Source organism: Streptomyces sp. NPDC043812 (genome assembly GCF_056436245.1).
Map to the genome: position 1 here is coordinate 49146 of NZ_JBWKCY010000025.1, position 23822 is coordinate 72967.

Genomic DNA, 23822 nt, shown 5'->3' on the forward strand with positions numbered 1-23822 from the left:
GGCGTCCGGCCGGGCGGCCGTTCTCGGCGCGGCCCCGCCGGGCGGCTACGATCAGCGGCTCGACGCGACGAGGGGGCGGGGATGTCAGAGGTGTCGCGGCGGGCTGTGCTCGCCATGGGAGTGGTGGCGGTCGCTTCCGCCTGCACGGCCGAGGCCGCATCGCAGGGACCCGACGAAGGGCCCCTGCGTACGGAATCCGAACCGCTCGAGAAGCGCTTCCCGCTGCTCGGCACGCTCACCGACGCGCACTGGCTCGGCTACGACCTCGTGCGGAACAACGACGGCCGGTCGGTGCCCGGCCCCTCGGACATCCGGCTGGTCGGCGTGGCACGGCCCGCGGTCGGCAGGATCGCCGAACTGACGCAGGACTCCTCGCGCGGACTGCGGCCCGCGCCGATCGGTGAAGTGCCCGGGCGACTGTCCGAGTTCGTCCCCCAGGGCGCGGGGTGGCTGCACAGCGAGACATTCGACATGGAGGTGACGGGCGGCCTGTACACGGGCACGTTCTTCCTCTCCCCCGCATCCGGACTCGTTCTGTTCGACACGGTCAACGCGATCGCACCGCCAGGTCCCTGACCACCGGGCATGCCCCTGCCGCTGACCGTCCCGGTCGTCCGCCGGGGCGTCAGTCACCCTCCTGACCTGACTCCGGCCAGGTGAAGCCGAGCGCTTCGGCGTTCCGACGGCTGCCGCCGGTGATCCGGGCGTACCCGGCCTGGCGCAGCCGGGCCAGCATGGCGTCGGCCTGTGCGGACGGCGGGTCTCCGCTGTCCGCCGCCTCCCAGGTGAAGTACAGCCACCAGTTCTCCTGACCGGACCGGGGCTCGGCCGGGTAGGAGAAACTCAGCATGGTCGTGTCCTGGCGCTCGTAGTGCGTCCAGGTCCAGCCCCGGAAGCAGTTCCACCGTGACAGCAGCCCCGGCTCGGCGGACAGCCGTTCGCGTACGAGCCTGGCCGTGGTGCGGGCGGGCCACTCCCAGGTGCGGTCCCTCTCCGCGCGGGCGATCTCCGCGTCGTACAGTGCGGCGTCGAAGCGCAGATCCGGCAGGACGGCAGGCCCGCGCAACGACAGGGCCCCGTCCCGCCGATGCCAGTCCTTCCAGCGGACGGTGGCGCCGTCCCGCACGATCGTGACGTACAGCGCCCCGCAGCAGCCCTCGGAACACGGCGCCTCCGCCAGTTGCACCTCGCGCGCCTCGTCCGTCGCCCGCAACCGTCCCCGCTCCAGCAGGTCTTCGGGCGGATGCGGTGCACCCGGCGAGAAGGCCTCGGCGATCACCGGCCTGCCGTCCACCATGATCCGCGTCTGCACCGCGGCGCCGCTGCCCGGCCCGGGGACGACGACCAGAACCTCGAACGCGGGGGCGGGCGCCAGAGGAGTCTCCGGCGCGGCCGACGCGATCCGCGCCGCTGCCCTCCGCAGCCAGTGGCCGTTCCGGCCCGCTCCGGCGTTCTGTGCCTGGCGCTGCCACTCCGGGCGGCTCAGCAGGATCCGCAGCCGGTCGAGCACGTCCTCGCGTTCCCGCGGCCACCAGTCGAGCAGCCTGCCGGCCCCGCTGTGCAGTTCCTCGGCGAGCGCGGCGAGCGACGCGAACCGCTCGGGAGTCGGCGCCAGTCGGGGTGCGCGCCGCACCAGACTCCGGTATGCCCGGACACATCCCTCGTAGACCCGCTCGCCGGGCTCGTACCTGTCCGCGGCGACGAGGACCGACAGCAGGCGTGCCGCGTCCGCGACGGACCGGTCGCTCCCGTCCGGGTCGTCGAGCACGGCTGCCAGGTCGACCCGTTCGGCGATGTCGTTCGCAAGGGAGGCAGGGCAATTGGGCAGGGCGGCAACGGTACGCAACAGCACGCTGCGCAGTCCCGGTTCGTCGCGGGCGCACAGTGCCTCGACGGCCCGTAGACGGGACCGGCCCGTCGTGCGGGGCACGAGCCAGAGCAGATCCTTCGCCGACCGGTCCATGGACGCCAGCGCACCGACCGCGGCGCGGTTGAGTACCGGCAGCAGGGCGAGGGTTTTGACGAGGTGTCTGTCCCGGGGCTGCGCGACACCGGTGAGCAGGGCCAGCCCCAGCCGGACGGCGCGGCGGTCCGTCCCGTACCGGGCGAGCCGGCGGCCGACTGTCAGGGAGCGTTCGGGGTCCGTCCGACCGGATGCACGCAGTGAGGCGAGCGCATGCTCGGCCATCCCCTCGGAGAGGTCGAGACCGACGGCCACGGAGGCCAGTCGGGAGGGATCGACGGACTCCACGGTGAAGGCGGTTCTGAGGACCGAGAGCAACGACGCGTTCCGCTGCTGCCGCGGCCTGCGGTCGGACGACGGTTCCGCGCCGGCCGCCCGGTCGGGGTAGGTGGTGCCGCGCAGGGGCAGTGGTCCGGCGGGATTCCGGCGGCTCAGCCGCAGCGCGAACAGGTAGAAGGACACGTCGGACCGGGGCACGCCGTGCCCTTCGGCGGCGGTCACCGCGCGGTGGGGAACTCGATTCGCTTGATCATGAAGGGGATGCTGTCAGCCGCTGCGGTGGTGGGCAAACGGGTTTCGGCCGGCCGTCATGCCCTACGGCGCCGGGCATCCCGCCTCGTCGCGGTCACCCCGACGGCAAGCGGACGGCGGCGGCGATACGAATGTTCATCCCGCAGGGAAGGGTTCCGTCCGGCTCCGTCAGCGCGGCGGCCTCGGCGAGGAACGTCGCCCGGAGCGAGGCGACCACGTCAGGGGCGAGCGGCCCGAGGTCGTAGATCCCGGACACCGTCGCCCACACCTGCTCAGACGTCCCGCTCAGGTCGATCTGTGCCGTCTCCCAGTCGACCGGCCCGAATCCGGCGAGCCCTAGGACCTCGTCCAGACCCTCTCGACTGCGCGTCCGCCGGTCCCCCAGAGGAGGAATCCGCTGCTCGGCCGGGGCGGCGGCGATCACCGGGCGCAGCAGCCCGAGGAACATCTCGTACGCCTCGCCTCCCGCTGCCCCGCCGCCCACCGAGCAGGCCAACAGGCCTCCGGGGACGAGCACCCGGCCGATCTCCGCCGCGACCTGCTCGACGTCCGCCATCAGCATCAGGGCCATGTGGGAGACGCAGGCGTCGAAACGGCCGTCGGGGAACGGGAGTTCCTGTGCGCGGCCCTCGCACAGCGTCGTTCCGGCGAGCGCGGGCCGCTGCCGTGCCAGCGACAGCGCGTCGGGGGACAGATCCACTCCGGCGAGCTCGAGCGCCCCGGACTCGGCAAGGAGTTCGAGCAACAGTCCGTCGCCGCAGCCGAGATCGAGCACACGGTCGCGGCCGGACACACGGTCCCGCAGGATCTCGTAGCTGGACCGCGCGTCCGCGGCACGCCCGCCGCCGAACAACTCCGATGTCACGGCAGGGCGCTCGGCGTGGAAGGCCCGCAGGAAGGCCTCCTGGGTTGTCGATGTCATCTGCCCAACCCTAAGAGGCGCGGCGTGCCGGCCGCGCCGATCCGAGAGAAAGCCCTACGCCCGGCCGCGGGCCAGCAGGGCGGCGTGCGGCAGTACGAGCACACCGTCCGCGCCGGTGAAGTCGGCGCCGAGCGCGTCGTAGCACCTCTTGATCTCCGCGATCACTTCTGGCGTCTGGCTCACGACCACCTGCCCGATGGTCCCGACGCCCCTGGCCGGACCGCTCCACCATTCCTCGGCCGACGCCCGGTGGTCCCAGGTGAGCGTGCGGCAGTCGGTCTCGCGGAGCCCTGCCCCGGTGAGCAGGCCGGCCAGGCCCTCCTCGGTCCGCGCGAAGTCGTCCTCGGGAGCCAGTGCGGGCAGGTCGTCGGGGCGGGTGACGCCGGCCGCCTGGACTGCCCTCGGGACCAGCGTCCCGCCCGCCCCGGCCGGAGCGGACCAGATGGTCACCGCGATCCGCCCGCCGGGCCGGGTGACCCGCCGCAGCTCGGCGACGGCGGCACGCGGCCGGCCCACGTGGTTGAGCACGAAGTTGCCCACGACCGCGTCGAACTCCCCGTCCCCGAAGGGGAGATCGGGCAGCACCGCAACACGCACCTCCGCGGACGGAACTTCGTCGCCCGCCATGGCGACCATGCCGGGATCGGCGTCCACCGCCGTCACCGCGGCACCGCGTCCGGCGGCGACCGCGGCCACGGCTCCCGTCCCGGTCCCGACGTCGAGCACACGGTCCCCGGCGCCCACCCCCGCCGAGTCGAGCAGCGCCTCCACCGGGTACGCGCAGAGCCTGGCGTAGGTCCCGGCGTACGCATCCGCCCGCCCTGCCCAGATCCTGCGTTCCGACTCGTCGAACTCCGTCACCGCGAACTCCCCCGTCCCAGGCGCCTGTACGAGGGCCGACCCTACCCGTCGGGCGTCGGTCATCCCCTGGTCAGGGCCCTGCGGGCTCGATCGAACTGCGACATCGCACCTCAGCGCACGTCCCGGAAACTCCGACGGCGGCGGGCCGTTGAGCACGGTCGCTCCGCATCGCCTCATCCGTCTTCGACTGCTGTGCCGCGCAGCCTCCAGCAGCCCGCCGAGCGAGCATGCTGCGGACCGGTCCATCAGACTGCGGAGCGTTTCCTCCGCATTGCCCCCGTTTCGGGACATAGTGCGGGCATGACACGCGCCCCCTTCCGTACGCGCCCGCGCACTCCCGCACGCACCCGCAGAGCCCTCCTCGGCGCCGCCGCCCTCCTCGTCGCCGTGCTCCAGACCACCGCCGCCGCGCCGGTGCTCGCCGGGGGCCGTGACGCGCATGGCGGCTCCGGATGCGGCCGGACCGAGGGCCTCGTCGACGGCGAGTCCCGCCTGAGCGTCCTGGCCGGGCCCCTCGGCACGCCCCTCCTCCAACTGATCGAGGAGGGGAAAGTCCGTCTCGACGGAGCCGTGGAGCGCCGGCTGCCCGCTCTGCACTACGCGGACAAGCTCGCCGTGCGGATGCCGACCGCCAACACCACGGGGCTCCTGGCCGTACTGGAGGCTCACCCGTTCCACCGGTGGATCCCGGGGGCGCCTGTCGCGTACTGCCTCGGCCACCCGCTCCGGTACGTGCCCGGCACGAACTGAGGCTGCTCCCACGCCGACCACACGCCTCTGACCGCAGCGCTTTTCCCCTGCTCGCCATGCTCCCGGAGCTGCGCGCCCCACGTCCGGGCGTCTCCCGGCGAGCCTCGTAGAGCTCAGTCCTCGATCACCGGATTGCACGGCGAGAGGAATGGATCCAGACGCTCCTCGACGCTCCCCCTGCGCATGACGCGCACCCGGAACGCGTTGTCGGCGTTCGGGATGTCGCCTTCGTCGGAGCGGTCGTAGAGCAGCCCCCACGAGCCGGGGAAGCGGCGCGCGATGTACGCGACCAGTTCGTCCAACTGCCCTGCCTCGTAGCCGATGTGGTTCGTGTGGCCGGTGGCAGTGACGACGTCCAGCCCGTTGAACACGTCGAGCACGACCTTGCAGCTGGAGGACCACTGGACCGCGTCGATTCGCGCACGCAACTCCTCGACGCCCGCCCTCATGGACTGCGCGTCGTCCTCATCCGGGTCCTCGGAGATGCCGAACCAGCCATGGAACTCGTACATGCCCTCACTCCAGCGGAGTCGTGTCGATCACCGGCTCGACGCCGTACCGGCGTCCGTACTCCTGGAGCTTATCGATCACGCCTGGTCCGGGCGGTCCGTCGAAGTGGAAGTACGGCGTGCGGCCGCTCTGGATCGCGGCCTCGAACGTGGCTTGCGCCTGCGTCCGGAACTTCTTGTTCAGGGTGAAGTCCGCGGGCTTCGCCTGGGCCACGTACTCATCGCTGATCGCGTCGAACTCACGCCCGCTCGGGTCGTTCTCGAACCTCCTGCGCGGCAGTCCTCCGAGCTTCTCGGCCAGCTTGTCCGCATCCGCGTCGGGCTTGTTGACCTCGATGAGTTCGCCGAGCCCACCGTTGTTCTCGTACGGCGCGAGGCCCAGCGGGTCGCTGAACCGGTGCGGATTGTGCACGTACGCCGTCGGGTTGGGCGCGGGCGCGAGGCCAAGCGGGTCGGGCGTGGTGTACCGGGCGGTCTGCGGGTCGTAGTAGCGGTGGTGGTTGTAGTGGAGGCCGGTCTCCGGGTCGAAGTACTGGCCGGGGAACCGCAGCGGCGTGTAGGCGGCCGCGTCGGCGTTCCACGTCGTGACACCCCACAGCGTGGTGCGGCTCTGCCAGGCGATGCGCCCGTCCTCGTCGATGAGCTCGGTCGGGGTGCCGATGAGGTCGGTCGCGATCGCGAAGAACCGCGCGTCGATCTCCCTCTGGGTGGACGCGTCGCTGAGCCGTTCGGTCTGGGCGACAGGGGTCAGGCCCTCGTGGTCCCAGCTCAGCGTGGTGTGGTGTGACAGCTCGCCGGGGATCTCCGTGGTCTGCTCCGCGAGCACGGCACCGTCCCAGACGAAGCGCGTGCGCTCGGCCACCGCCTGGCCGTCGGCCGCCATGCACTCCTTGGCGATGCGCCGGCCGAGCGGGTCGTACCGGTAGCGCCACAGAGTGCCGTCCGGGGTCGTGACCTCGGTGAGCCGGTCCTCGGCGTCGTACATGTACGTCCACACGTCACGCTTCTTCGACAGCCGGGTCTTCGAGCGGCGGATCAGCCGGCCGGCGTCGTCGTACACGTAGCGGTTGGCCCCGGCCTCCGTGATCCGGGTGCCGGTGTAGGAGCGCTTGCCACGCGCGTCGCCACTGGCGTGGCGGTCCGGCCAGGCGGCGGAGACGTTGTTGCCGCCGCTGTCGTACGCATAGGACTCGCTCCACTGGTCGGCCGTGACGGCGGTGACCCGGCCCGTCGCGTCCAGGCCGAAGCGGCGCGGGCCGCGCAGGGCGTCGTCGACCGCGACGAGATGGCCGTCCTCGCGGTACGCGTACGTCCGCAGGTTCAGCCGGTCGCCGCCGCGCGTGATCTCCTGGGCGGTGAGTCGGCCCGCGGCGTCCCAGTCCGACGTCAGCGTCAGCGTCTCCCCGACGCTGCGGGTCAGCTCGAGCCCCGCAGCATCACGCGTGAACACGATGTCGTGGCCCGCGACGGTCAGCGCGGCGGCACGGCCCTCGCTGTCGTGCGTGTACGAGGTGACATGGCCGCTCGGGGTGACGCGCCGGGTGCGGCGACCGGCAGCGTCGTACGAGAACGACAGCGCACGCCCGTCGACCAGCTCGGTCTTGACGTGGCCCCGGCGGTCGTACGCGTACGTCAGCTCCGCGTCGGGCCCGACGGCCCGCTGCAGCCGGCCCGCGGGGTCGTACTCGTACGTCGTCACGGCGCCGCCGGCGTCCTTGCGGACGACCTGGCCGAGCAGGTCCCGCTCGTAGCGGACCGCCGCGCCGAGCGGGGTGGTGCGGGTCAGCACCCGGCCGAGCGGATCGACGTCGTAGGCGACGGTGCGGCCGTCGAAGTCGGTCTCGGCGACGAGGTTGCCGACCGGGTCGTAGGTGTAGCTCCACCGCAGGCCCAGGGGGTTGCTGACCCCGGTGAGGCGCAGCTCGGTGTCGTGCGTGAACTCGTGGCGGGTGCCGTCGGGGTCGGTGCGGACCGTGAGCAGGTCGAAGTGGGTGTACTCGAAGGTCGTGGTGCGGCCCTCGGGGTCGGTGTGGCTGAGGCAGTTGCCCTCGCCGTCGTACGTCCACGACTCCACGGCGCCGTCCGGGCCCGTGAACCGCGCGAGCCGGCCCTCAGGGGTCCACTCGAAGCGGGCGGTGCCGCCGCTCGCTCCGGTGCGCTCGGTGATCCGGCCGAAGGCGTCCCGCACGTACGACGTCGTGCCGCCGTCCGGGGACGTCTGGGCCATGAGAAGGCCCGCGGCGTTGTGGCGCAGCAGGGTCGTGGCGCCGAGGGGGTCGGTGACCGAGGTGACGTGGCCGAGCGCGTCGTGGGTGTAACGGGTGGTGCGCCCGGCGGGGTTGGTGACCGCGACCCGGTTGCCTCGTTCGTCGAACTCCTGCTTCCAGCGCAGCCCGCCCGGCTGGACCAGTTCGACCGGGCGGCCGTCGCCGCCGTAGGCCGCCGTCTGCACGCTGCCGTCGGGGCGGGTCGTCGAGACGAGACGGCCCTCGTCGTCCCAGCAGAACTCGGTGCACGCGCCGAGCGGGTCGGTACGGGACAGCAGCCGGTCGTCGCGGTCGTAGGCGTACCGGATCGTCGCGCCCGTGGGCCAGGTCTCGGCGACGACCTGGACGTGGCTGTTGACCGTGTAGCGCCAGGTGTGACCGAGGGAGTCGGTGACCGTGGTGGTGGTCAGGCCGGTGGCGGGGTGTCGGTCGCTGTAGTGGAACTCCGAGCGCAGATGCCCCTCGGCACCGGTCTGGGACACGCACCGGTCCCTGTCGTCGTACACGAAGCTGAAGCTGGAGCCGTTCGTGTCGGTCCAGGCGACGATGCGGCCTTCGGTGTCGTAGGCGAACCGGGTGGGGATGCCGGAGGACTTGACGATCTCGGCGAGATGGCCTTCCTCGCTGTATCCGTACCTGGCGATCTCGGTGCCGCCGAGGCTCAGCGAGGTGATCCGGCGGTTCTCCGTGGTGAACGTGAGGCGGTAGCCCCCCGAGTGGGTGAGGGCGAGCGGGGCGCCCTCCTCGTCGTACTCGGCGGTGATCGTGCGTCCGTCGCGGTCGGCGATCTCGGCGAGCGGCGCGGAGCCGTTGTCTCCCGGCTCGGCGCCGGGCGGGGCGAGAAAGTGCCGGACGATGCCCGTGTGCGGGTCGGTGAGCGTGTAACTGCCGTCGGTGTGCCGCTCCAGCGGCCAGCGCGGCCCCGCCTCGGGAAGCACCGGCGTGCCGGGGGCGGGGTGCGGATACGGGACGAGCAGGTTGTCCTCACCGTGGAAGACGACACCGATCGGGTCGACGGTCAGTCGCTGGTCGATCGTCGATGACCAGCTCTCGCCGAACCAGCGCCCCGCCCGGTACGAGGACTCGAAGTCCCTGCGGAACAGCAGCGGCAGGCTGCCCGGCAGCAGCACGTCCTCCTGCGGCAGGAACATGCGGCCGGTCGCGAAGTCGACGGGCTCACGGCCGCACAGCTTGCCGTCGGGCCTGCGGACGGTCTCCCTGAGGTCGTCGGCGCGGCGCGCCTTGGCGGCGTCCGCGAGCTCGTCCGTGAGCTTCACGCCCTTCACGGCGGCTCCGGCGCCACCCGTCGCGGCGGTGAGGATCGCGTCCGGCACAAGCGTGCCGAGCCCTTCCGCCGGGTCCTTCATGAAGTTGTCCAGCATCTGCTTGCCGGTGCCCCAGGGGTCGTTGGCGACCTGGACGAGTCCGGCGACGGTGCCGTTGAGATTGGTGACGTACTCGGCCGGGTGCGTGATGTTGTACGGGTCCAGCGGGTTGATGCCCCGGACGAAGTTCACGATGCCCGCGGTGCCCTTGACCGCGCCCATGGTGAAGTGGGTCTTCATCAGTTCGAGCTCGTCGAGCCCGTCCTTCAGCTGTTCGCCGTAGGAGGGCTTGGGCGGGGCGGCGTCCCGGGCCTTCTGCACGGCTTTGCGCGCGGTCTCGGCGGCGGAGTTCCGCTGCTTGCGCGCCTCGGCGAGGGTGTCCTGCGCCTCCTTCATCTTCGCCTTGCCGGGGTCGGAGAACTCGCCCGGCTTCGCCGGCAGTGTGGCGGGGTCACGCTTGTCGGCGGGCGTCCCGTTGTACTTGTCGACGGCGCTGTTGTAGTCGTCGACCTTCGTCTTGTGGGCGTCCAGGGCGTCCGCCGAGGCCTTCGTGCCTTCCTTCCATTTGTCGATCGCGAGCTGCGCCTGGCCCTGCGCCCAGGTCACCGTGTCCGCGAACGACTCCAGCGCCTTCGCCGCGCCCTCGAACGCGTCCGCGCCCTTGTACCACTTGGGCGGCTCCAGTTTCACCGTCCTGCGGAACGCGTCCGCCGCCTGACCCTGGAGGGCGTCCGAGTCGAGCCCTTCGAGACCGAGCCCGACGTCGTTGAACGAATCCGTGAAGTCACGCAGGTGGGACGCGGTGGAGCGCAGCTTGCTCGACGAGCCGTAGATGAGCTTGGTCTTGTCCTCGGTCTGGCCGAGGTCCATCTCGTCGACCTCGGCACCCATCCGGTTCGCCAGTGAACGCGACTGCTCGCGCACCCAGTCCGCACCAGACTCCCAGCCGACGTCCTCGAGCCGGTCCGCCGTCCAGTCGCCGACGTCCTCGACCCGGTTGCCGGCCCACTCGACGCCGTCCTCGACCGCGTCCTCGACGACATCCGGCGTAATGTCACTGACGAAATCCCCGATGCCCATACGTCAGTTCCCCCCGGTCTCGTTCTGCTGCTGTTGCTGCGCACGCTCCTCGGGCGACGGCCCGAAGGTGTCGTCGACGGCCCTGTCGAACTGTTCCTGGTCGATGCCGAGGAGGTCGTTGAGCATCCGCGACCGCTCGCCGCCCTGCCCCTCGGTAAGAACCGCGCGCCCGGTGTCCTTCCAGGTCTGGGCCATCTCGTCACCGGCGCGGTCCCACGACTCGGCGCTCCAGTCCGGGTTCAGCGCGTCCGGTGTGAACACGTCGCCCCAGTCCTGCTTGGCGATGTCCTCCTCGGAGGCGTACGGGCTGCCGCCGGCAATCGAGTTGACGCCGAACTTCAGCGAGCTCTGGACGTACTGGTCCTCCTCCCACAGCACTCCCGCGGACAGGCCGAGCTTCGCCGCGATGGTGTTGGCGTCCTGGACCAGCGCCCGCACGCCCCACTCCCACCGCTCGCAGAAGTCCTCGAAGTCCACGGACAGGCCGTGGTGCCCGGCTTCCATGCCGGTCATCGCCAGTTCGGAGAAACCCTTGCCGAGCACCGCCCCGGTGCTCGTACCGATCTCCTTCAGCTCACCGACCGCGTTGCGTATGCCCTGGGTGAGCCGCTGGACGGTGTAATAGTCGACACCGAGATCCTTCGCCCCGTCGCCCATCAGGCGGCACCCCCTGCGGTCTTGCCGGTCCCGTGGGTCGCGTCGGTCCCCCCGGCGAGCTTGTCCGGCGTGTCGACGGCGGCTTCGTCCGGGACGATGCCCATGGCGGGCGGGAAGAGCATGGCCCCATCGGGGTCCGCGACGTCGACGGCGATGCCCGCGGGCTCGCCCATGGCCGGAATGATCTCGTCGAGCAGCCGGGCGCCGAGCAGTTCGGCGAACTCCCAGGGCCGCGCGCTGTCCTGGGCGCTCCCGGACTCCCGCGCCCGCGATTGCGCGAAGCGGGCGAGGGCCTCCTCGCCGGTGAACGCGAACACCCAGCGCACACCGCCGAAATGCCCCGTCCACAGCCCACCCCGGTCCAGCGGTACGAGCATCCGGGCCCGCCTCAGCTCCCCGAGGAGCGCCCGCGGATCGCCCGTCCCGGCCCGCCGCTCGGCGATCCGCTCGGCGATCGCAGTCCCCTCACCCACCTCATTGCCTCCCCCGGCATCGACGACAACGCGCTTTCCCAGGAAACCACGTCCCACCCACATCCGACGGTTCCCGGCCAGGGGAGGGGATACGCGGGAAGCATCTTCGGCACACCAGCAGCGAAGCGGCCTCAAGTATCCCGACGACATCCATGCGCCGATTGTGGATCAGCAGCACGACACCCCCTTGACGGCCGCAATCGCTAGGGTCGGCTCATGACCGCACTGCCCGACTGGTTGCGCCCGCCCCGCGCGGAAGGCTGGTTCGCGGAGGACCTGGACCGCCTCCCCGAGGCACCAGGCCACACCGAACTGATCGACGGAGCACTCGTCTTCAAGATGTCCCCGCAGCGGTCGTGGGACGGCCGACTCGTCACTGGTCTCACGGTGGCACTCATGGCTCAGGCCCCGATGGCATTGAAGTCGAGCGGGAGATGACCATCCGCCTCGACGCCCGCAAGCGCCCGGAGCCAGACCTGCTTCTGACCACCGCCCCGTACGACGCAGACCGCACATGGTTCGCCCCGGAGGACGTCCAGCTCGTCATCGAGGTCGTCTCCCCCGAGTCCGCCCACCGCGACCGGACGGTGAAGCTGCGCAAGTACGCCGAGGCGGGAATCCCGCACTACTGGTGCATCGAGGACGAGGGCACCGTCCCCGCCGTGCACGTCTACGAGCTCGACGAGCCGACCGGCTCGTACGCGCCGGCAGGGATCTTCCGTCATGCGCTCCAACAGTCCCTGCTGTTCGAGATCAGCCTCGATCTCGACAAGCTGGCGCCGGGCCGGTCGGGCTGACAGCGCGATTCCGAATCAGCACGGGAACGCGGAAGGGGTCGGACTCGCCAGAGCCCGACCCCTTCCGACCGCACGTTTGACGAATCAATCAACGTACGGCAAGTGCATGACTACACGTTGAAACGGAATCCGTAACGCAGAGCTCCCACCTGCGGAAACGTGGGTTTGGCGGGGGTCATCCCAGCGCGATCCCAGCACGGGCGTTCCATCCCGGCACCATGGGCAGCTCGGATGCCCGACCGACCTTCCTCAATCCGTCCATCCCCCTCGCCCCACCGGCTCGTCAGTGCCTGTGTATTAACTCCTCCCCACGCTGCCCTGTCGTGGACTACCGTTGCCATGCACCGCGTGCCCTCCCCGGAGGGTGTACGCGACGTGACCCGGGGAGTACGCAATGCCCTTCGGTTCGGTGATGCAGCTCCATGGTGCGCTCCCGGCGGGAGCCATCCGGCGCCGTCACCGATCAAACCGAAGGGGACGCATTCCTGTGGTTGCCATCGAGTACATGCCCAAGCGCCGCACCTGGGTCCGTGATGTCCTGGTTGGCATCGCGGCGAGCCTCGGCTCGAACCTGACGTGGGCTCTGGCGCAGGTCGTGGTGCACCGCCTCGGCTGAGCCGGGCGGTGGGCGGGCCTCCAGGGGCCCGCCCTCCTTCATTTGCGGCCGGGTAATCTGCAGAACGTCATTGCGGCCCGACGGGCTTCCGCTCCGCTTCGGCGAAGTCACGAAGGACATGCCCCCACCCGCACGAGTCATCTCGTGCCTGGGGACCCTTCGTGCTCTTGCAACTGTCCGCAGCCGAGCTCGGCCGACTCATCGCGGCCCGAGCCGGATCTGCGCACCTTCCGCTCACCGAGCAACTGATTCACGAGCATTCCCGGCTCAAGGGAGGAGCGGCCGGCCAGGGAGACATCGCTTCCTGGAACAACAGCGTCCCCGTAGTGGTCAAGGCCCTGCTGGACTGCGGCCTCGACGAAGTCGAGGCGGTCTGACGCTCCTCGACGAGCAGTACGTCGCGGTCGACCGGATCACCCGGCACCTGGAGAAGACCTCCCACTTCACCGGCTTCGACGTCGGGTTGTTCTACGACGCCGAATCCGCCCACGACCCAGCTCCCGACCCTGGCGTCAAGCGTGTCTACATCCTGCGAGGCGGCCCTGGCAGCGGTAAGAGCGCAGTAGCCCTCGAGTTGCAGCGTGCCCTCGGGCTCAAGGGCCGCGAAGCCGTGCTGGCAAGCGGCTCTCACGCCTACACGGAGACTCTGCGCGAGATCATGCTCAGCACGGCCCGCCGAGGGCAGACAGCGGACAAGCGCCGCGCAGCCAACAGGCTGTACCGCTATTTCAACAGCTTCAGCGAGAGCACACCGGACAGCATCGACGTCCTCATCTGCGACGAGGCGCACCGCATGCGACGCAGCTCGACATACCGTTGGATGCCGAAGAATCTGCGAGACGACGACCGGCCGCAGGCAACCGAGGTGATAAGAGCCGCGAAAGTGCCGATCTTCCTGCTCGACGATCACCAGTCGATCCGCCCGGACGAGGTGGGCACTGCCACGTATCTCAAAGAGCTCGCCGAGGACATGGGCTGCGATGTCGAAGTGACCGATCTGGAGGGCACGTTCCGAGCGGGCGGCAGCAAGCGGTACCAGCGCTGGGTCCAACAACTGCTGGGCCTTGACGCCTCCGATCCGGTGGCCTGGCGACCGGACGGGAGGATGACGCTGACGGTCGCCGACTCCCCCAGGCAGATGGAGCGGTTCATCCAGGAGCGCCATTTGGAAGGGGCTACGGCCCGTATTACCGCGGGCTTCTGCTGGCAGTGGAGCAACCCGGACGGAGAACAGCTTGTCGACGACGTACACATCGGGGACTGGCGTCGGCCTTGGAACGTGAAGCCGGAGCACAGCGTCCCGAACGCACCACGGTCGGACCTGTGGTCGACCGATCGCCGTGGTGTCGACCAGATCGGCTGCGTCTATACAGCACAGACCTTCGAGTACGACTGGAACGGCGTCATCATCGGACCCGATCTGCTCTTCCGCGAGGGGAAGTTCAAGGTGGACCGGAGTGCTTCATGCGATCCCGCCTTCCGGAGTCCAATCGACGACGCGATCGTCACCCGGTGCGTCCTCAACGCCTACCACGTGCTCCTCACCCGCGGCGTGGTCGGCACCGTGGTCTACGCGGTCGACCCGGCGACCCACAACGAACTGCGCCGGCTCATCACCGGCGCCATCGGCATGCAGCACTACGACGGCGCCCAGCCGAAGCTCACCGCTGAAGGATCACAGCTGCCACCTGCCTACCGCAGACGGCACAGGTAACCTTGATCCCGACGTAGCTGCGGCCCGCCGGGCTTCCGCTCCGCCCTGGCGGAGTCACGAAGGACATGCCCCCACCCGCACGAGATTCTTCGTGCTGCCTGGGGGCATGTCTTGCTGTTCCGCGACTCTGCCGCAGCGGTCGCCGCCGAGTGCCACTCCGGTGCCCTGTTCTTCCGCTTGACGGAGCAGTTCGTGCACGTGCACGGCCACAAGCCCGGTCCATCCGAAGTCCGCTCGTGGGAGCGGAGCATCCCCGTGCTCGCGAGCGCGCTCAACGATGCCGGTCTCGGGCAGGTGGAGGTGCTCCTGGAGTACGGACTGCCGCTGAACAGCAAGCGGGCCGATGTCGTGCTGGCCGGTGTGCACCCCAAGACCGGGCTGCCGTCTTACGTCATCGTGGAGCTGAAGCAGTGGAGCAGCGCGGAGCCGGACGACGACGATCCGTCGCTGTGCCGCATCGACTCATACGCTCGGGCGGTACTGAATCCAGTCGACCAGGTACGCGGCTACTGCGAGTACCTCGTCTCCTTCAACGGAGCCCTGGCCAAGCACCCGGAACGCGTCAACGGCGCCGCATACCTGCACAACGCCACCGAGTTTGGCGTCGGCGGGCTTTTCGAGGCGGAGCAAGACCAGTACGGCCAGCTCTTCATCGGTGCGCGACGCAGCGAGTTCATCGCCTATCTGCGTGCGAAGCTGATGCCGGAGTCAGGTGCTTCGGCCGCGGACGAGCTCGTCAACGGGAAGATCGGGCCATCCAAGCAACTCATGGCGGTAGCTGCCCAAGAGGTCCGTGAACGCGAGCAGTTCGTCCTGCTGGACGAACAGCAGATCGCGTACCGCACTGTCCTGAAGGCCGTCCGCCGCGCCAAGCATTCCGACCACAAGGAGGTCGTGATCGTCACCGGTGGGCCCGGCACCGGCAAGAGCGTCATCGCCTTGTCGCTCCTCGGTGAGCTGTACCGGCAGGGCACCACCGCGCTGCACGCGACGGGCTCCAACTCGTTCACGACGACCATGAGGAAGGTTGCTGGGGCCCGGAAGCGTGAGGTGCAGGACCTCTTCAAATACTTCAACAGCTTCATGACCGCCGAGCGCAACAGCCTCGATGTCCTGATCTGCGACGAGGCCCATCGCATCCGGGAGACATCGGCCAACCGCTACACACCGGCGTCGAACCGCACCGGCAAAACCCAGATCGAGGAACTTATCGACGCGGCACGCGTCCCGGTCTTCCTGCTCGACGAGCATCAGGTCGTTCGGCCCGGCGAAATGGGCACGGTCGCGGAGATCAAGGCAGCCGCCGCGAAGAAGGGGCTCCAATGTCGGGTGGTGCCGCTGGACAGCCAGTTCCGGTGCGGTGGCAGCGACGCATATCTGCGCTGGGTGGTACGGCTGTTGGGCCTTGAGCCAGGCGGCCCGGTGGAATGGGAGCCCGACGACAAGATGCACCTCACGGTCGCAGACAGCCCTCAGGAGTTGGAGGCGTTCCTCGACAACCGCCGCTCGCAGGGGTACAGCGCGCGCATGTCCGCAGGCTACTGCTGGAAGTGGACGAAGAAGGTGCCACCCGGGCAGGCACTGCCCGCGGACGTCGTCATCGGGGAGTGGGAACGGCCCTGGAACGTCTTCGGTGATCGGTCCGTCGGGGGCGCGCCTCCGGCCGCGCTGTGGGCAACCGATCCGGCCGGTTTCGGGCAAGTGGGCTGCGTGTACACCGCGCAGGGCTTCGAGTACGACTGGAGTGGCGTCATCATAGGTCCCGACCTGGTGTGGCGCGGCGACCGCTGGGTCACCGATCGTTCAGCGTCCAAGGATCCGGTCTTCAAGAAGTCCACCCCGGACGCCGATGTGGACCGGCTGATCCGCAACACGTACAAGGTGCTGCTGACGCGGGGAATGATCGGCACGGTGGTGTACTCAACCGATGCCGAGACACGCGAAAAGCTGCGGGAGCTGACCGGCGCGACCGCTAGCCTCGCTGCCGTGTGATCCACTAACCCTCGTCTGGCACGGAACGCCGAGCCCCTCGGCGGCAGGCCCAAGGGTGGCGCAACTCTCTCCCACCACCCCGCACGAGACTGGCAATGCAAAACGGACGCCCTGCGTTCAGTAGTGATAGCGAGCCGCGAGGATCACGATCTCCTTGTCCGTGACCAGGTACACAAGGCGATGCTCATCGTCGATCCGTCTCGACCACGCCCCGGGCAAGTGGTACTTCAACGGCTCGGGCTTGCCGATCCCCGTGAAGGGGTCACGCTTGACGTCCTCGATGAGCTTGTTGATCCGAGCGAGCATCTTGCGGTCGTTCTTGAGCCAGGACGTGTAGTCCTCCCAGCCCTGATCCTCGAAGACAAGCCTCACGCGTCACCCGCTGCAGGATCCGCCACATCTGGATCGATCAGCTCGCGCTCCGACACGTTGACGTTGCTCAGGGCATTCTCGTACGCCTTGAGCAGTCGCCGTGCGTTCACAGGCGAGCGCAGTAGGTACGAGCCCTCGCGCAGCGCCGCGTAGTCCTCGGCCGAGACAAGCACGGCGTTGCCATGCTTGGAGACGATCTCGATGGCCTCGTGGTCGTCGTTGACCTTCTTGATCAGCGGAAAGAGAGCCTTGCGGGCTTCGCTCGCAGTTATCGACATAAGCTGACTCCCTACATCAAGTGGTACCGGATAACGTACCACTCACGGCCGCCTCAAGCAGAGCCAATTAGGTGACGGACCACCAGAAAACCCAGCACCATCCCAGCACGGGAAACAGCAAGGGGCCGGCACCCGGAGGAGCCGACCCCACTTGACCTGCATGTTTGCCAGGTCGCCAACGTGGTGTTATTTCATCCGCTCACACGTTGAAGCGGAACTCCACCACGTCCCCGTCCTGCATCACGTACTCCTTGCCCTCCATGCGCGCCTTGCCCTTCGCGCGGGCCTCCGCCACCGAGCCCGTCTCCACCAGGTCCGCGAAGGAGATGACCTCCGCCTTGATGAAGCCCTTCTGGAAGTCGGTGTGGATCACGCCGGCCGCCTCGGGGGCCGTCGCGCCCTTCTTGATCGTCCAGGCGCGGGACTCCTTCGGGCCCGCCGTCAGGTACGTCTGCAGGCCCAGGGTGTTGAAGCCCACGCGCGCCAGCGTCGCCAGGCCCGGCTCCTCCGCGCCGACCGACTGGAGGAGCTCCATGGCGTCCTCCTCGTCGAGCTCGGCGAGGTCCTGCTCCAGCTTGGCGTTCAGGAAGATCGCCTCGGCCGGGGCGACCAGGGCGCGCTGCTCGTCCTTGAAGGTGTCGTCGGTCAGCTCGTCCTCGTCGACGTTGAAGACGTAGAGGAACGGCTTCGTCGTCAGCAGGTGCAGGTCGTGCAGGAGCTCAGCCTTCTCCGAGCCCTGGAGGATGCCCTGCGAGAAGAGTGTGTCGCCCTTCTCCAGGATCTCCTTCGCCGCCTCGACGGCCGCCACCTTCGGCGCCACGTCCTTCTTGATGCGGGCTTCCTTGGACAGGCGCGGCAGGACCTTCTCGATCGTCTGGAGGTCCGCGAGGATCAGCTCGGTGTTGATCGTCTCGATGTCGTCCTTCGGCGAGACCTTGCCGTCGACGTGCACGACGTTCTCGTCCTTGAAGGCGCGGATGACCTGGCAGATCGCGTCGGACTCGCGGATGTTCGCCAGGAACTTGTTGCCCAGGCCCTCACCCTCGCTCGCGCCGCGCACGATGCCCGCGATGTCGACGAAGTCGACCGTCGCCGGGAGGATCCGCTGCGAGGCGAAGATCTCGGCCAGCTTGGTGAGGCGGGCGTCCGGGACGCCGACGACGCCCACGTTCGGCTCGATGGTGGCGAACGGGTAGTTGGCCGCCAGCACGTCGTTCTTGGTCAGGGCGTTGAACAGGGTCGACTTGCCGACATTCGGCAGACCGACGATTCCGATCGTGAGCGACACGTTGGCGACTTCCTGAGTGGATGGAGGGCGGGGAGTGCGGGGCGCCCGCGCCGCAGTGGGCGGGCCGATCCACCAGTTTACGGGCGGGGCGCGGCGGGCAGCGACGGCCACCTCACGGCCACCCGGGGTCGAACGGACGGCCAAGGTCAGCCAAAGGGCGTGTCTGGTACCTCCCAATCGGCCCACCGCGACCTACGTTGTCGGTGTGGAGCAGCACAGGACACGTCGCCCCCAGCCCCGGCAGCAGCCGCAGGGCTCCCTTCCCGCCCGGGGCGCCCTCGCCGACGGCACCACCGTCTACCCGGTGACTCCCCGCACCACGCGGCCGGTGGCCCCTGTGGTGCTGGCCCTGCGCAGACTGCCGAACCCCCGGCTGACCGGGCTCGGCGCCGGGCTCTTCGCCGCCGCGACGATGCTTGTGCTCGGCAGCCTGGACTGGCTGCTGCTCGACGGCTCGGCGGTCGTCTACGGAACGCTGTTCCTGCCGGTCAGCGCGCTGACCGCGCTGTGGGTGCGCGAGGCGGACCTGGTGATGGCGCCGATCATCGTGCCGATCGCCTTCGCCGTCGGGATCGTTCCGATCTCGGGCGGCGACGGCGGCTTCGGCGGTCAGACGATGGCCGTGGTCACCGCTCTCGCCGTGCACGCCGGCTGGCTCTACGGCGGGACACTGATCGCCGGGCTGATCACCTGTGTGCGGAAGGTGCGGATGATGAGCCGGCGCCGGCGCCGGACCCGCGCCGGGAGCGGGGGGCCGGGCGGCCCCGCCCGCCGCGGGTGACGGACCCTCCACCGGATTCGAACGGTCACGGCGGCCACAGCGTCGCTCAGCGCTCCGCGGCCGCCATCGCGGCGCCGACGATGCCGGCGTTGTTCTGCAGCTCCGCGGGGACGATCTCGGCCCGGATGTCCTCGATCAGCGGCAGGAACTTCTCGGCCTTGCGGCTCACCCCGCCGCCGATCACGAACAGCTCGGGCGAGAACAGCATCTCGACGTGCGCCAGGTACTTCCTGACGCGGCGCGCCCAGTGCTCCCACGTCAGGTCCGCGTCCTCCTTGGCCTTGGTGGAGGCGCGCTTCTCGGCGTCGTGGCCGTGCAGTTCGAGGTGCCCGAGCTCCGTGTTGGGGACCAGCCGGCCGTCGATGAAGACCGCACTGCCGATGCCCGTGCCGAAGGTCAGCAGGATCACCGTGCCCTTGCGGCCACGGCCCGCCCCGAACCTCATCTCCGCCACGCCCGCCGCGTCCGCGTCGTTCAGGATCGTCACGGGCAGTCCGCCGAGCCGTTCGCCGAGCAGCTTCGCGGCGTCCCGGTCGATCCAGCGCTTGTCGACGTTGGCCGCGCTGCGGGTGACGCCATCGGTGACGACACCGGGAAAGGTGATGCCGACCGGTCCGCTCCAGCCGAAGTGGCCGACGACCTCGGCGACCCCGTCCGCCACCGCGTCCGGAGTCGCCGGATGTGGTGTCAGCACCTTGTGGCGCTCCTCGGCCAGGGCGCCCCGTTCCAGATCCACGGGAGCGCCCTTGATCCCGGATCCGCCGATGTCCACTCCGAAGACGTTCATGGACACAACGTTACGGTGCGGAGCTGAGGGTTACGTGGCGGACTGCTTGGCCGACAGCTGCGCTGCCTCGGAGCGCAGGTCGCGGCGCAGCTCCTTCGGCAGGGAGAACGTGATCGATTCCTCCGCCGCCTTGACGATCTCGACGTCCTCGAAGCCCCGCTGCGAAAGCCACTCCAGGACTCCCTCGACCAGGACCTCGGGGACGGAGGCGCCGGAGGTGACGCCGACGGTGGAGACGCCGTCCAGCCAGGACTCGTCGATCTCCTCGGCGAAGTCGACGAGGTGCGCGTCCCGGGCGCCGGCACCGAGGGCGACCTCGACCAGCCGGACGGAGTTCGAGGAATTCTTGGAGCCGACGACGATGACGAGGTCCGCCTCGGCGCCCATCTGCTTCACGGCGATCTGACGGTTCTGGGTGGCGTAGCAGATGTCGTCGCTCGGCGGCGAGATCAGGCCGGGGAACTTCGTCTTCAGGGCGTCGACGGTCTCCATCGTCTCGTCGACGGAGAGCGTGGTCTGGGACAGCCACACGACCTTGTCGGGGTCACGGACCTCGACGTTGGCGACGTCCTCGGGGCCGTCGACCAGCGTGATGTGGTCGGGGGCCTCTCCGGAGGTGCCGATGACCTCCTCGTGGCCCTCGTGGCCGATCAGGAGGATGTCGTAGTCCTCGTTGGCGAACCGCACGGCCTCCTTGTGCACCTTGGTGACCAGCGGGCAGGTCGCGTCGATGGTCGCGAGCTTCCGCTCGGCGGCCTCCTCGTGCACGATCGGCGCCACGCCGTGGGCGGAGAACATGACGATCGATCCCTCGGGGACCTCCGCCGTCTCGTCGACGAAGATCGCGCCCTTCTTCTCCAGCGTCTGCACGACGTACTTGTTGTGGACGATCTCGTGGCGGACGTAGATGGGCGACCCGTACTGCTCCAGGGCCTTCTCCACGGCGATCACGGCACGGTCCACGCCCGCGCAGTAGCCACGGGGAGCGGCGAGAAGGACGCGTCGGGCGGTCGGCGTAGCAGTCATGCGTCCCATCGTAAGGCCGCCCAGAACAGGCGGGTGATCACCCGGGGACAGCAGACTGAACCGTACGCGAGCGATGGAGGGACGCGATGGGGCGAGCTTCCTCGCCGGACGCCCGCCACAAGGCGGGTCATACCGAACTGCGGCGGACGCTCGGATTCCGGGATCTCGTCGTCTACGGACTGCTGTTCATCGCCCCCATGGCTCCCGTGGGCGTCTTCGGCACGCTCGACGCCAAGTCGGGCGGTGCGGTGGCCCTCGTCTACCTCGTGGCGACGGTCGCCATGGCCTTCACCGCTTCGAGCTACGCGCAGATGGTGCGGGTGGCTCCGCAGGCCGGATCGGTGTTCACGTACGCAAGCAAAGGGCTGGGCGAGGCGCCGGGGTTCATCGCCGGCTGGATGGCGATGCTCGACTATCTGCTGATCCCGGCCGTCGCGTACCTCTTCGCCGGGATCGCGATGGAGGCACTGGTCCCGGGGGTGGACCGGTGGCTGTGGACCGGCATCGCGGTCGTGGTGACGACGTTGTTGAACCTCTGGGGTGTGCGGGCGGCGGCGCGGGTCGGCTTCGCCGTGCTGGCGCTGGAGATCGTGGTGCTGCTGGTGTTCCTGGTCGCCGCGGTGGTGGTGCTCGCCAGGGACGGTGCGCAGCGCGGCCTGCTGTCGCCGCTGACCGGGGACACCGGCTTCTCGACGGCGGCGGTGCTGAGCGCGGTGTCGATCGCCGTGCTGTCGTATCTCGGCTTCGACGCGATCGCCTCGTTCGCCGAGGAGGTCACGGGCGGCTCGCGGAAGGTGGCGCGCGCGGTGCTGTTCTGCCTGGCGCTCGCGGGCACGCTGTTCGTCGCACAGACCTATCTGGTGGCGCTGCTCGAGCCGTTGTCGTCGGAGCAACTGGCCGCCGAACCGGCCCGGCAGGGCTCGGCCTTCTACGACGCGGTGGACTCCTCGGTCGGCACCTGGCTGCACGATCTGGTGGCGGCGAGCAAGGCGATCGGTGCCGCGTTCGCTGCGCTGGCGGGCCAGGCGGCGGCCGGGCGGCTGCTGTTCGCGATGGCCAGGGACCGGCGTCTGCCGCGGCTGCTGGCCCGTACCGACGCGGGCGTTCCGCGCCTTGCGCTGCTGGTGGCGGCGACGGTGACCATGGTCGCGGCGGTGTGGGCGGCGCAGCGCGACGCCGGCCTGGACCACTTGGTGTCGGTGGTGGACATCGGGGCGCTGACGGCGTTCGTCCTGCTGCACGCGAGCGTGATCGGCTGGTTCACCGTCCGGCGGATGGGGGGCACGCCGCACTGGCTGCTGCATCTCGTGGTCCCGGTGCTGGGCATCGCGGTGCTGGTCGCGGTCATCGTGGCGGCGTCGGGTGCGGCCCAGGTGGTGGGTGTGGTGTGGCTGGGGATCGGCCTGATCGTGCTGTCGGTGCAGTGGGGGCGGCGCGGGAGTCTGCCGGAGGGGCCGGACGACGGGACGGGGCACGGGGCCGGTTAGGCCGGGGCCCGCAAGCGGCCGGGGCCGTGGCGGCCGGTCCGGGTCGCGGGAGTTGTCGTACCCGGCCGTTACGCTCGCCCGTATGGCTCTCAACACGTCCGCGGAAGCCCCCCTGCCCGTCGGCGAGGTGTCCCGGCTGATCGGGGGGTGGATCGACCGGCTCGGCGCGGTCTGGGTGGAGGGGCAGATCACCCAGCTGTCGCGGCGGCCGGGCGCGGGGGTCGTCTTTCTGACCCTGCGCGACCCGTCGTACGACATCTCGGTGAGCGTCACCTGCTACCGGCAGGTTTTCGACGCCGTCGCGGACGTGGTGTCCGAGGGTGCGCGGGTGGTGGTGCTCGCCAAGCCCGAGTGGTACGCGCCGCGGGGCCAGCTGTCGTTGCGCGCGACGGAGATGAAGCCGGTGGGCATCGGCGAACTGCTCGCCAGGCTGGAGCAGTTGAAGCGGTCGCTGGGCGCGGAGGGCCTGTTCGCGCCCGACCGCAAGCGGCCTCTGCCGTTCCTGCCGCACCGGGTCGGCCTGGTGTGCGGCCGGGCGTCCGCCGCCGAGCGCGACGTCCTGGAGAACGCGCGCCGCCGCTGGCCGCACGTCCGTTTCGAGGTCCGCAACGTGGCCGTGCAGGGGGTGCACGCGGTGACCCAGGTCGTGCAGGCGGTGAAAGAGCTGGACGAGCAGCCGGACGTGGACGTGATCATCGTCGCGCGCGGCGGCGGAAGCGTGGAGGACCTGCTGCCCTTCTCCGACGAGCAGCTGGTGCGCGCGGTGGCCGCCTGCACGACGCCGGTGGTGTCCGCCATCGGGCACGAACCGGACGCACCGCTGCTGGACCTGGTGGCCGACCTGCGCGCCTCCACGCCGACGGACGCGGCGAAGAAGGTCGTCCCCGACGTGGGCGAGGAGCTGGACCGCGTCCGCCAGTTGCGAGACCGCGCGCTGCGCACCGTGCAGGGGCTGCTGGACCGCGAGGAGCGCGGTCTCGCGCACGCGCTGGCCCGCCCGTGCATGGAGCATCCGCAGCGCATGGTCGAGCAGCGCGAGGACGAGGTGGACGCGCTGCTGGCCCGGAGCCGGCGGGTGCTCGGTCATCTGCTCGACCGCGCCGATTCGGAGCTGTCCCACACACGCGCCCGGGTGGTGTCGCTGTCGCCCGCGGCCACGATGGAGCGCGGTTACGCGGTGCTCCAGCGCGCGGACGGCGCCGTGGTCCGCTCGCCGGAGGACGTGGCGGCGGGCGACGCGCTGCGGGCACGGGTGGCGCACGGGGAGTTCGCGGTGCGGGTGGAGGAGTGACGCCCGCGAGGGCGCTGCGCACCGCGCCCGGTGTCGCCTTTCACGGTTCGTCTCA

At 69.9% G+C, this 23822-nt stretch carries 21 protein-coding genes and 1 pseudogene; 10 read left to right on the top strand and 12 right to left on the bottom strand.

All coding sequences use genetic code 11. From position 1 onward, the window contains the following. Positions 1 to 81 precede the first annotated feature (81 nt). Positions 82 to 576, top strand: coding sequence for a hypothetical protein (locus AC067Z_RS30060; protein ID WP_478792791.1), 495 nt, complete (start codon positions 82 to 84; stop codon positions 574 to 576). 49 nt (positions 577 to 625) lie between these two features. On the opposite strand, the gene AC067Z_RS30065 is transcribed toward AC067Z_RS30060, so the two are convergent. From AC067Z_RS30065 to AC067Z_RS30075, 3 genes are all read right to left on the bottom strand, one after another. Next, positions 626 to 2440, bottom strand: a complete 1815-nt coding sequence (locus AC067Z_RS30065; RefSeq protein ID WP_478792792.1) for a hypothetical protein — start codon at positions 2438 to 2440, stop codon at positions 626 to 628. Between the two features lie 148 nt (positions 2441 to 2588). Beyond that, entirely contained in the window at positions 2589 to 3416 is an 828-nt protein-coding gene (locus AC067Z_RS30070) for a class I SAM-dependent methyltransferase (RefSeq protein ID WP_478792793.1), read from the bottom strand. Positions 3417 to 3470: 54 nt separating this feature from the next. Further along, positions 3471 to 4277, bottom strand: coding sequence for a class I SAM-dependent methyltransferase (locus AC067Z_RS30075; RefSeq protein WP_478792794.1), 807 nt, complete (start codon positions 4275 to 4277; stop codon positions 3471 to 3473). Between the two features lie 300 nt (positions 4278 to 4577). Here AC067Z_RS30075 and AC067Z_RS30080 point away from each other — a divergent pair, with 300 nt between their 5' ends. Next, positions 4578 to 5027: a hypothetical protein gene (locus AC067Z_RS30080; RefSeq protein ID WP_478792795.1), complete on the top strand. Its 450-nt coding sequence runs from the start codon at positions 4578 to 4580 to the stop codon at positions 5025 to 5027. Positions 5028 to 5140: 113 nt separating this feature from the next. On the opposite strand, the gene AC067Z_RS30085 is transcribed toward AC067Z_RS30080, so the two are convergent. Genes AC067Z_RS30085 through AC067Z_RS30100 form a run of 4 tightly spaced genes read right to left on the bottom strand, consistent with a single transcriptional unit; the run spans position 5141 to position 11338 of the window. Continuing rightward, complete coding sequence (locus AC067Z_RS30085; RefSeq protein WP_478792796.1) at positions 5141 to 5539, bottom strand: Imm7 family immunity protein; 399 nt, start codon at positions 5537 to 5539, stop codon at positions 5141 to 5143. A gap of 4 nt (positions 5540 to 5543) precedes the next feature. Then, the gene (locus tag AC067Z_RS30090) at positions 5544 to 10208 is read right to left on the bottom strand and encodes a putative T7SS-secreted protein (protein ID WP_478792797.1); all 4665 of its coding nucleotides are present in this window, start codon (positions 10206 to 10208) and stop codon (positions 5544 to 5546) included. A gap of 3 nt (positions 10209 to 10211) precedes the next feature. After that, a complete protein-coding gene (locus AC067Z_RS30095; RefSeq protein ID WP_478792847.1) occupies positions 10212 to 10868 on the bottom strand; it encodes a hypothetical protein in 657 nt (218 codons plus the stop codon). Beyond that, the gene (locus AC067Z_RS30100; protein ID WP_478792798.1) at positions 10865 to 11338 is read right to left on the bottom strand and encodes a hypothetical protein; all 474 of its coding nucleotides are present in this window, start codon (positions 11336 to 11338) and stop codon (positions 10865 to 10867) included. Before AC067Z_RS30100 ends, AC067Z_RS30095 begins: the two co-directional genes overlap by 4 nt. Positions 11339 to 11554: 216 nt before the next feature. Between AC067Z_RS30100 and AC067Z_RS30105 the strand changes: the two are divergent. The 5 genes and pseudogenes from AC067Z_RS30105 (at position 11555) to AC067Z_RS30125 (ending at position 16457) form a co-directional block, all read left to right on the top strand. Continuing rightward, a pseudogene (locus AC067Z_RS30105) lies at positions 11555 to 12135 on the top strand (Uma2 family endonuclease). 487 nt (positions 12136 to 12622) lie between these two features. Next, the gene (locus tag AC067Z_RS30110) at positions 12623 to 12751 is read left to right on the top strand and encodes a DUF6408 family protein (RefSeq protein ID WP_478792799.1); all 129 of its coding nucleotides are present in this window, start codon (positions 12623 to 12625) and stop codon (positions 12749 to 12751) included. Between the two features lie 161 nt (positions 12752 to 12912). Further along, entirely contained in the window at positions 12913 to 13128 is a 216-nt protein-coding gene (locus tag AC067Z_RS30115) for a hypothetical protein (RefSeq protein WP_478792800.1), read from the top strand. Positions 13129 to 13214: 86 nt separating this feature from the next. Then, the gene (locus tag AC067Z_RS30120; protein WP_478792801.1) at positions 13215 to 14465 is read left to right on the top strand and encodes a DUF2075 domain-containing protein; all 1251 of its coding nucleotides are present in this window, start codon (positions 13215 to 13217) and stop codon (positions 14463 to 14465) included. Positions 14466 to 14576: 111 nt separating this feature from the next. After that, positions 14577 to 16457, top strand: coding sequence for a DNA/RNA helicase domain-containing protein (locus AC067Z_RS30125; RefSeq protein WP_478792802.1), 1881 nt, complete (start codon positions 14577 to 14579; stop codon positions 16455 to 16457). A gap of 117 nt (positions 16458 to 16574) precedes the next feature. Here AC067Z_RS30125 and AC067Z_RS30130 read toward each other — a convergent pair whose 3' ends face one another. From AC067Z_RS30130 to ychF, 3 genes are all read right to left on the bottom strand, one after another. Then, positions 16575 to 16829, bottom strand: coding sequence for a Txe/YoeB family addiction module toxin (locus AC067Z_RS30130; protein WP_009321768.1), 255 nt, complete (start codon positions 16827 to 16829; stop codon positions 16575 to 16577). Next, positions 16826 to 17107, bottom strand: coding sequence for a type II toxin-antitoxin system Phd/YefM family antitoxin (locus AC067Z_RS30135; protein WP_478792803.1), 282 nt, complete (start codon positions 17105 to 17107; stop codon positions 16826 to 16828). Before AC067Z_RS30135 ends, AC067Z_RS30130 begins: the two co-directional genes overlap by 4 nt. A gap of 199 nt (positions 17108 to 17306) precedes the next feature. Further along, a complete protein-coding gene (gene ychF / locus AC067Z_RS30140; RefSeq protein ID WP_478792804.1) occupies positions 17307 to 18395 on the bottom strand; it encodes a redox-regulated ATPase YchF in 1089 nt (362 codons plus the stop codon). Between the two features lie 205 nt (positions 18396 to 18600). Here ychF and AC067Z_RS30145 point away from each other — a divergent pair, with 205 nt between their 5' ends. Next, positions 18601 to 19176 carry a DUF6542 domain-containing protein gene (locus AC067Z_RS30145; protein WP_478792805.1) on the top strand — a complete coding sequence of 192 codons (576 nt, stop codon included), beginning with the start codon at positions 18601 to 18603 and terminating at the stop codon, positions 19174 to 19176. Between the two features lie 46 nt (positions 19177 to 19222). Here the strand turns inward: AC067Z_RS30145 and ppgK are convergent, their stop codons facing one another. Then, the gene (ppgK, locus tag AC067Z_RS30150; protein WP_478792806.1) at positions 19223 to 19963 is read right to left on the bottom strand and encodes a polyphosphate--glucose phosphotransferase; all 741 of its coding nucleotides are present in this window, start codon (positions 19961 to 19963) and stop codon (positions 19223 to 19225) included. Between the two features lie 30 nt (positions 19964 to 19993). Beyond that, positions 19994 to 20989, bottom strand: coding sequence for a 4-hydroxy-3-methylbut-2-enyl diphosphate reductase (locus AC067Z_RS30155; RefSeq protein WP_478792807.1), 996 nt, complete (start codon positions 20987 to 20989; stop codon positions 19994 to 19996). Positions 20990 to 21075: 86 nt separating this feature from the next. On the opposite strand from AC067Z_RS30155, the gene AC067Z_RS30160 reads away from it, so the two are divergent. Continuing rightward, a complete protein-coding gene (locus AC067Z_RS30160) occupies positions 21076 to 22476 on the top strand; it encodes an APC family permease (protein WP_478792808.1) in 1401 nt (466 codons plus the stop codon). Between the two features lie 82 nt (positions 22477 to 22558). Continuing rightward, on the top strand, positions 22559 to 23767 hold the full coding sequence (gene xseA / locus AC067Z_RS30165; RefSeq protein WP_478792809.1) for an exodeoxyribonuclease VII large subunit: 1209 nt from the start codon (positions 22559 to 22561) through the stop codon (positions 23765 to 23767). Positions 23768 to 23822: the final 55 nt, after the last annotated feature.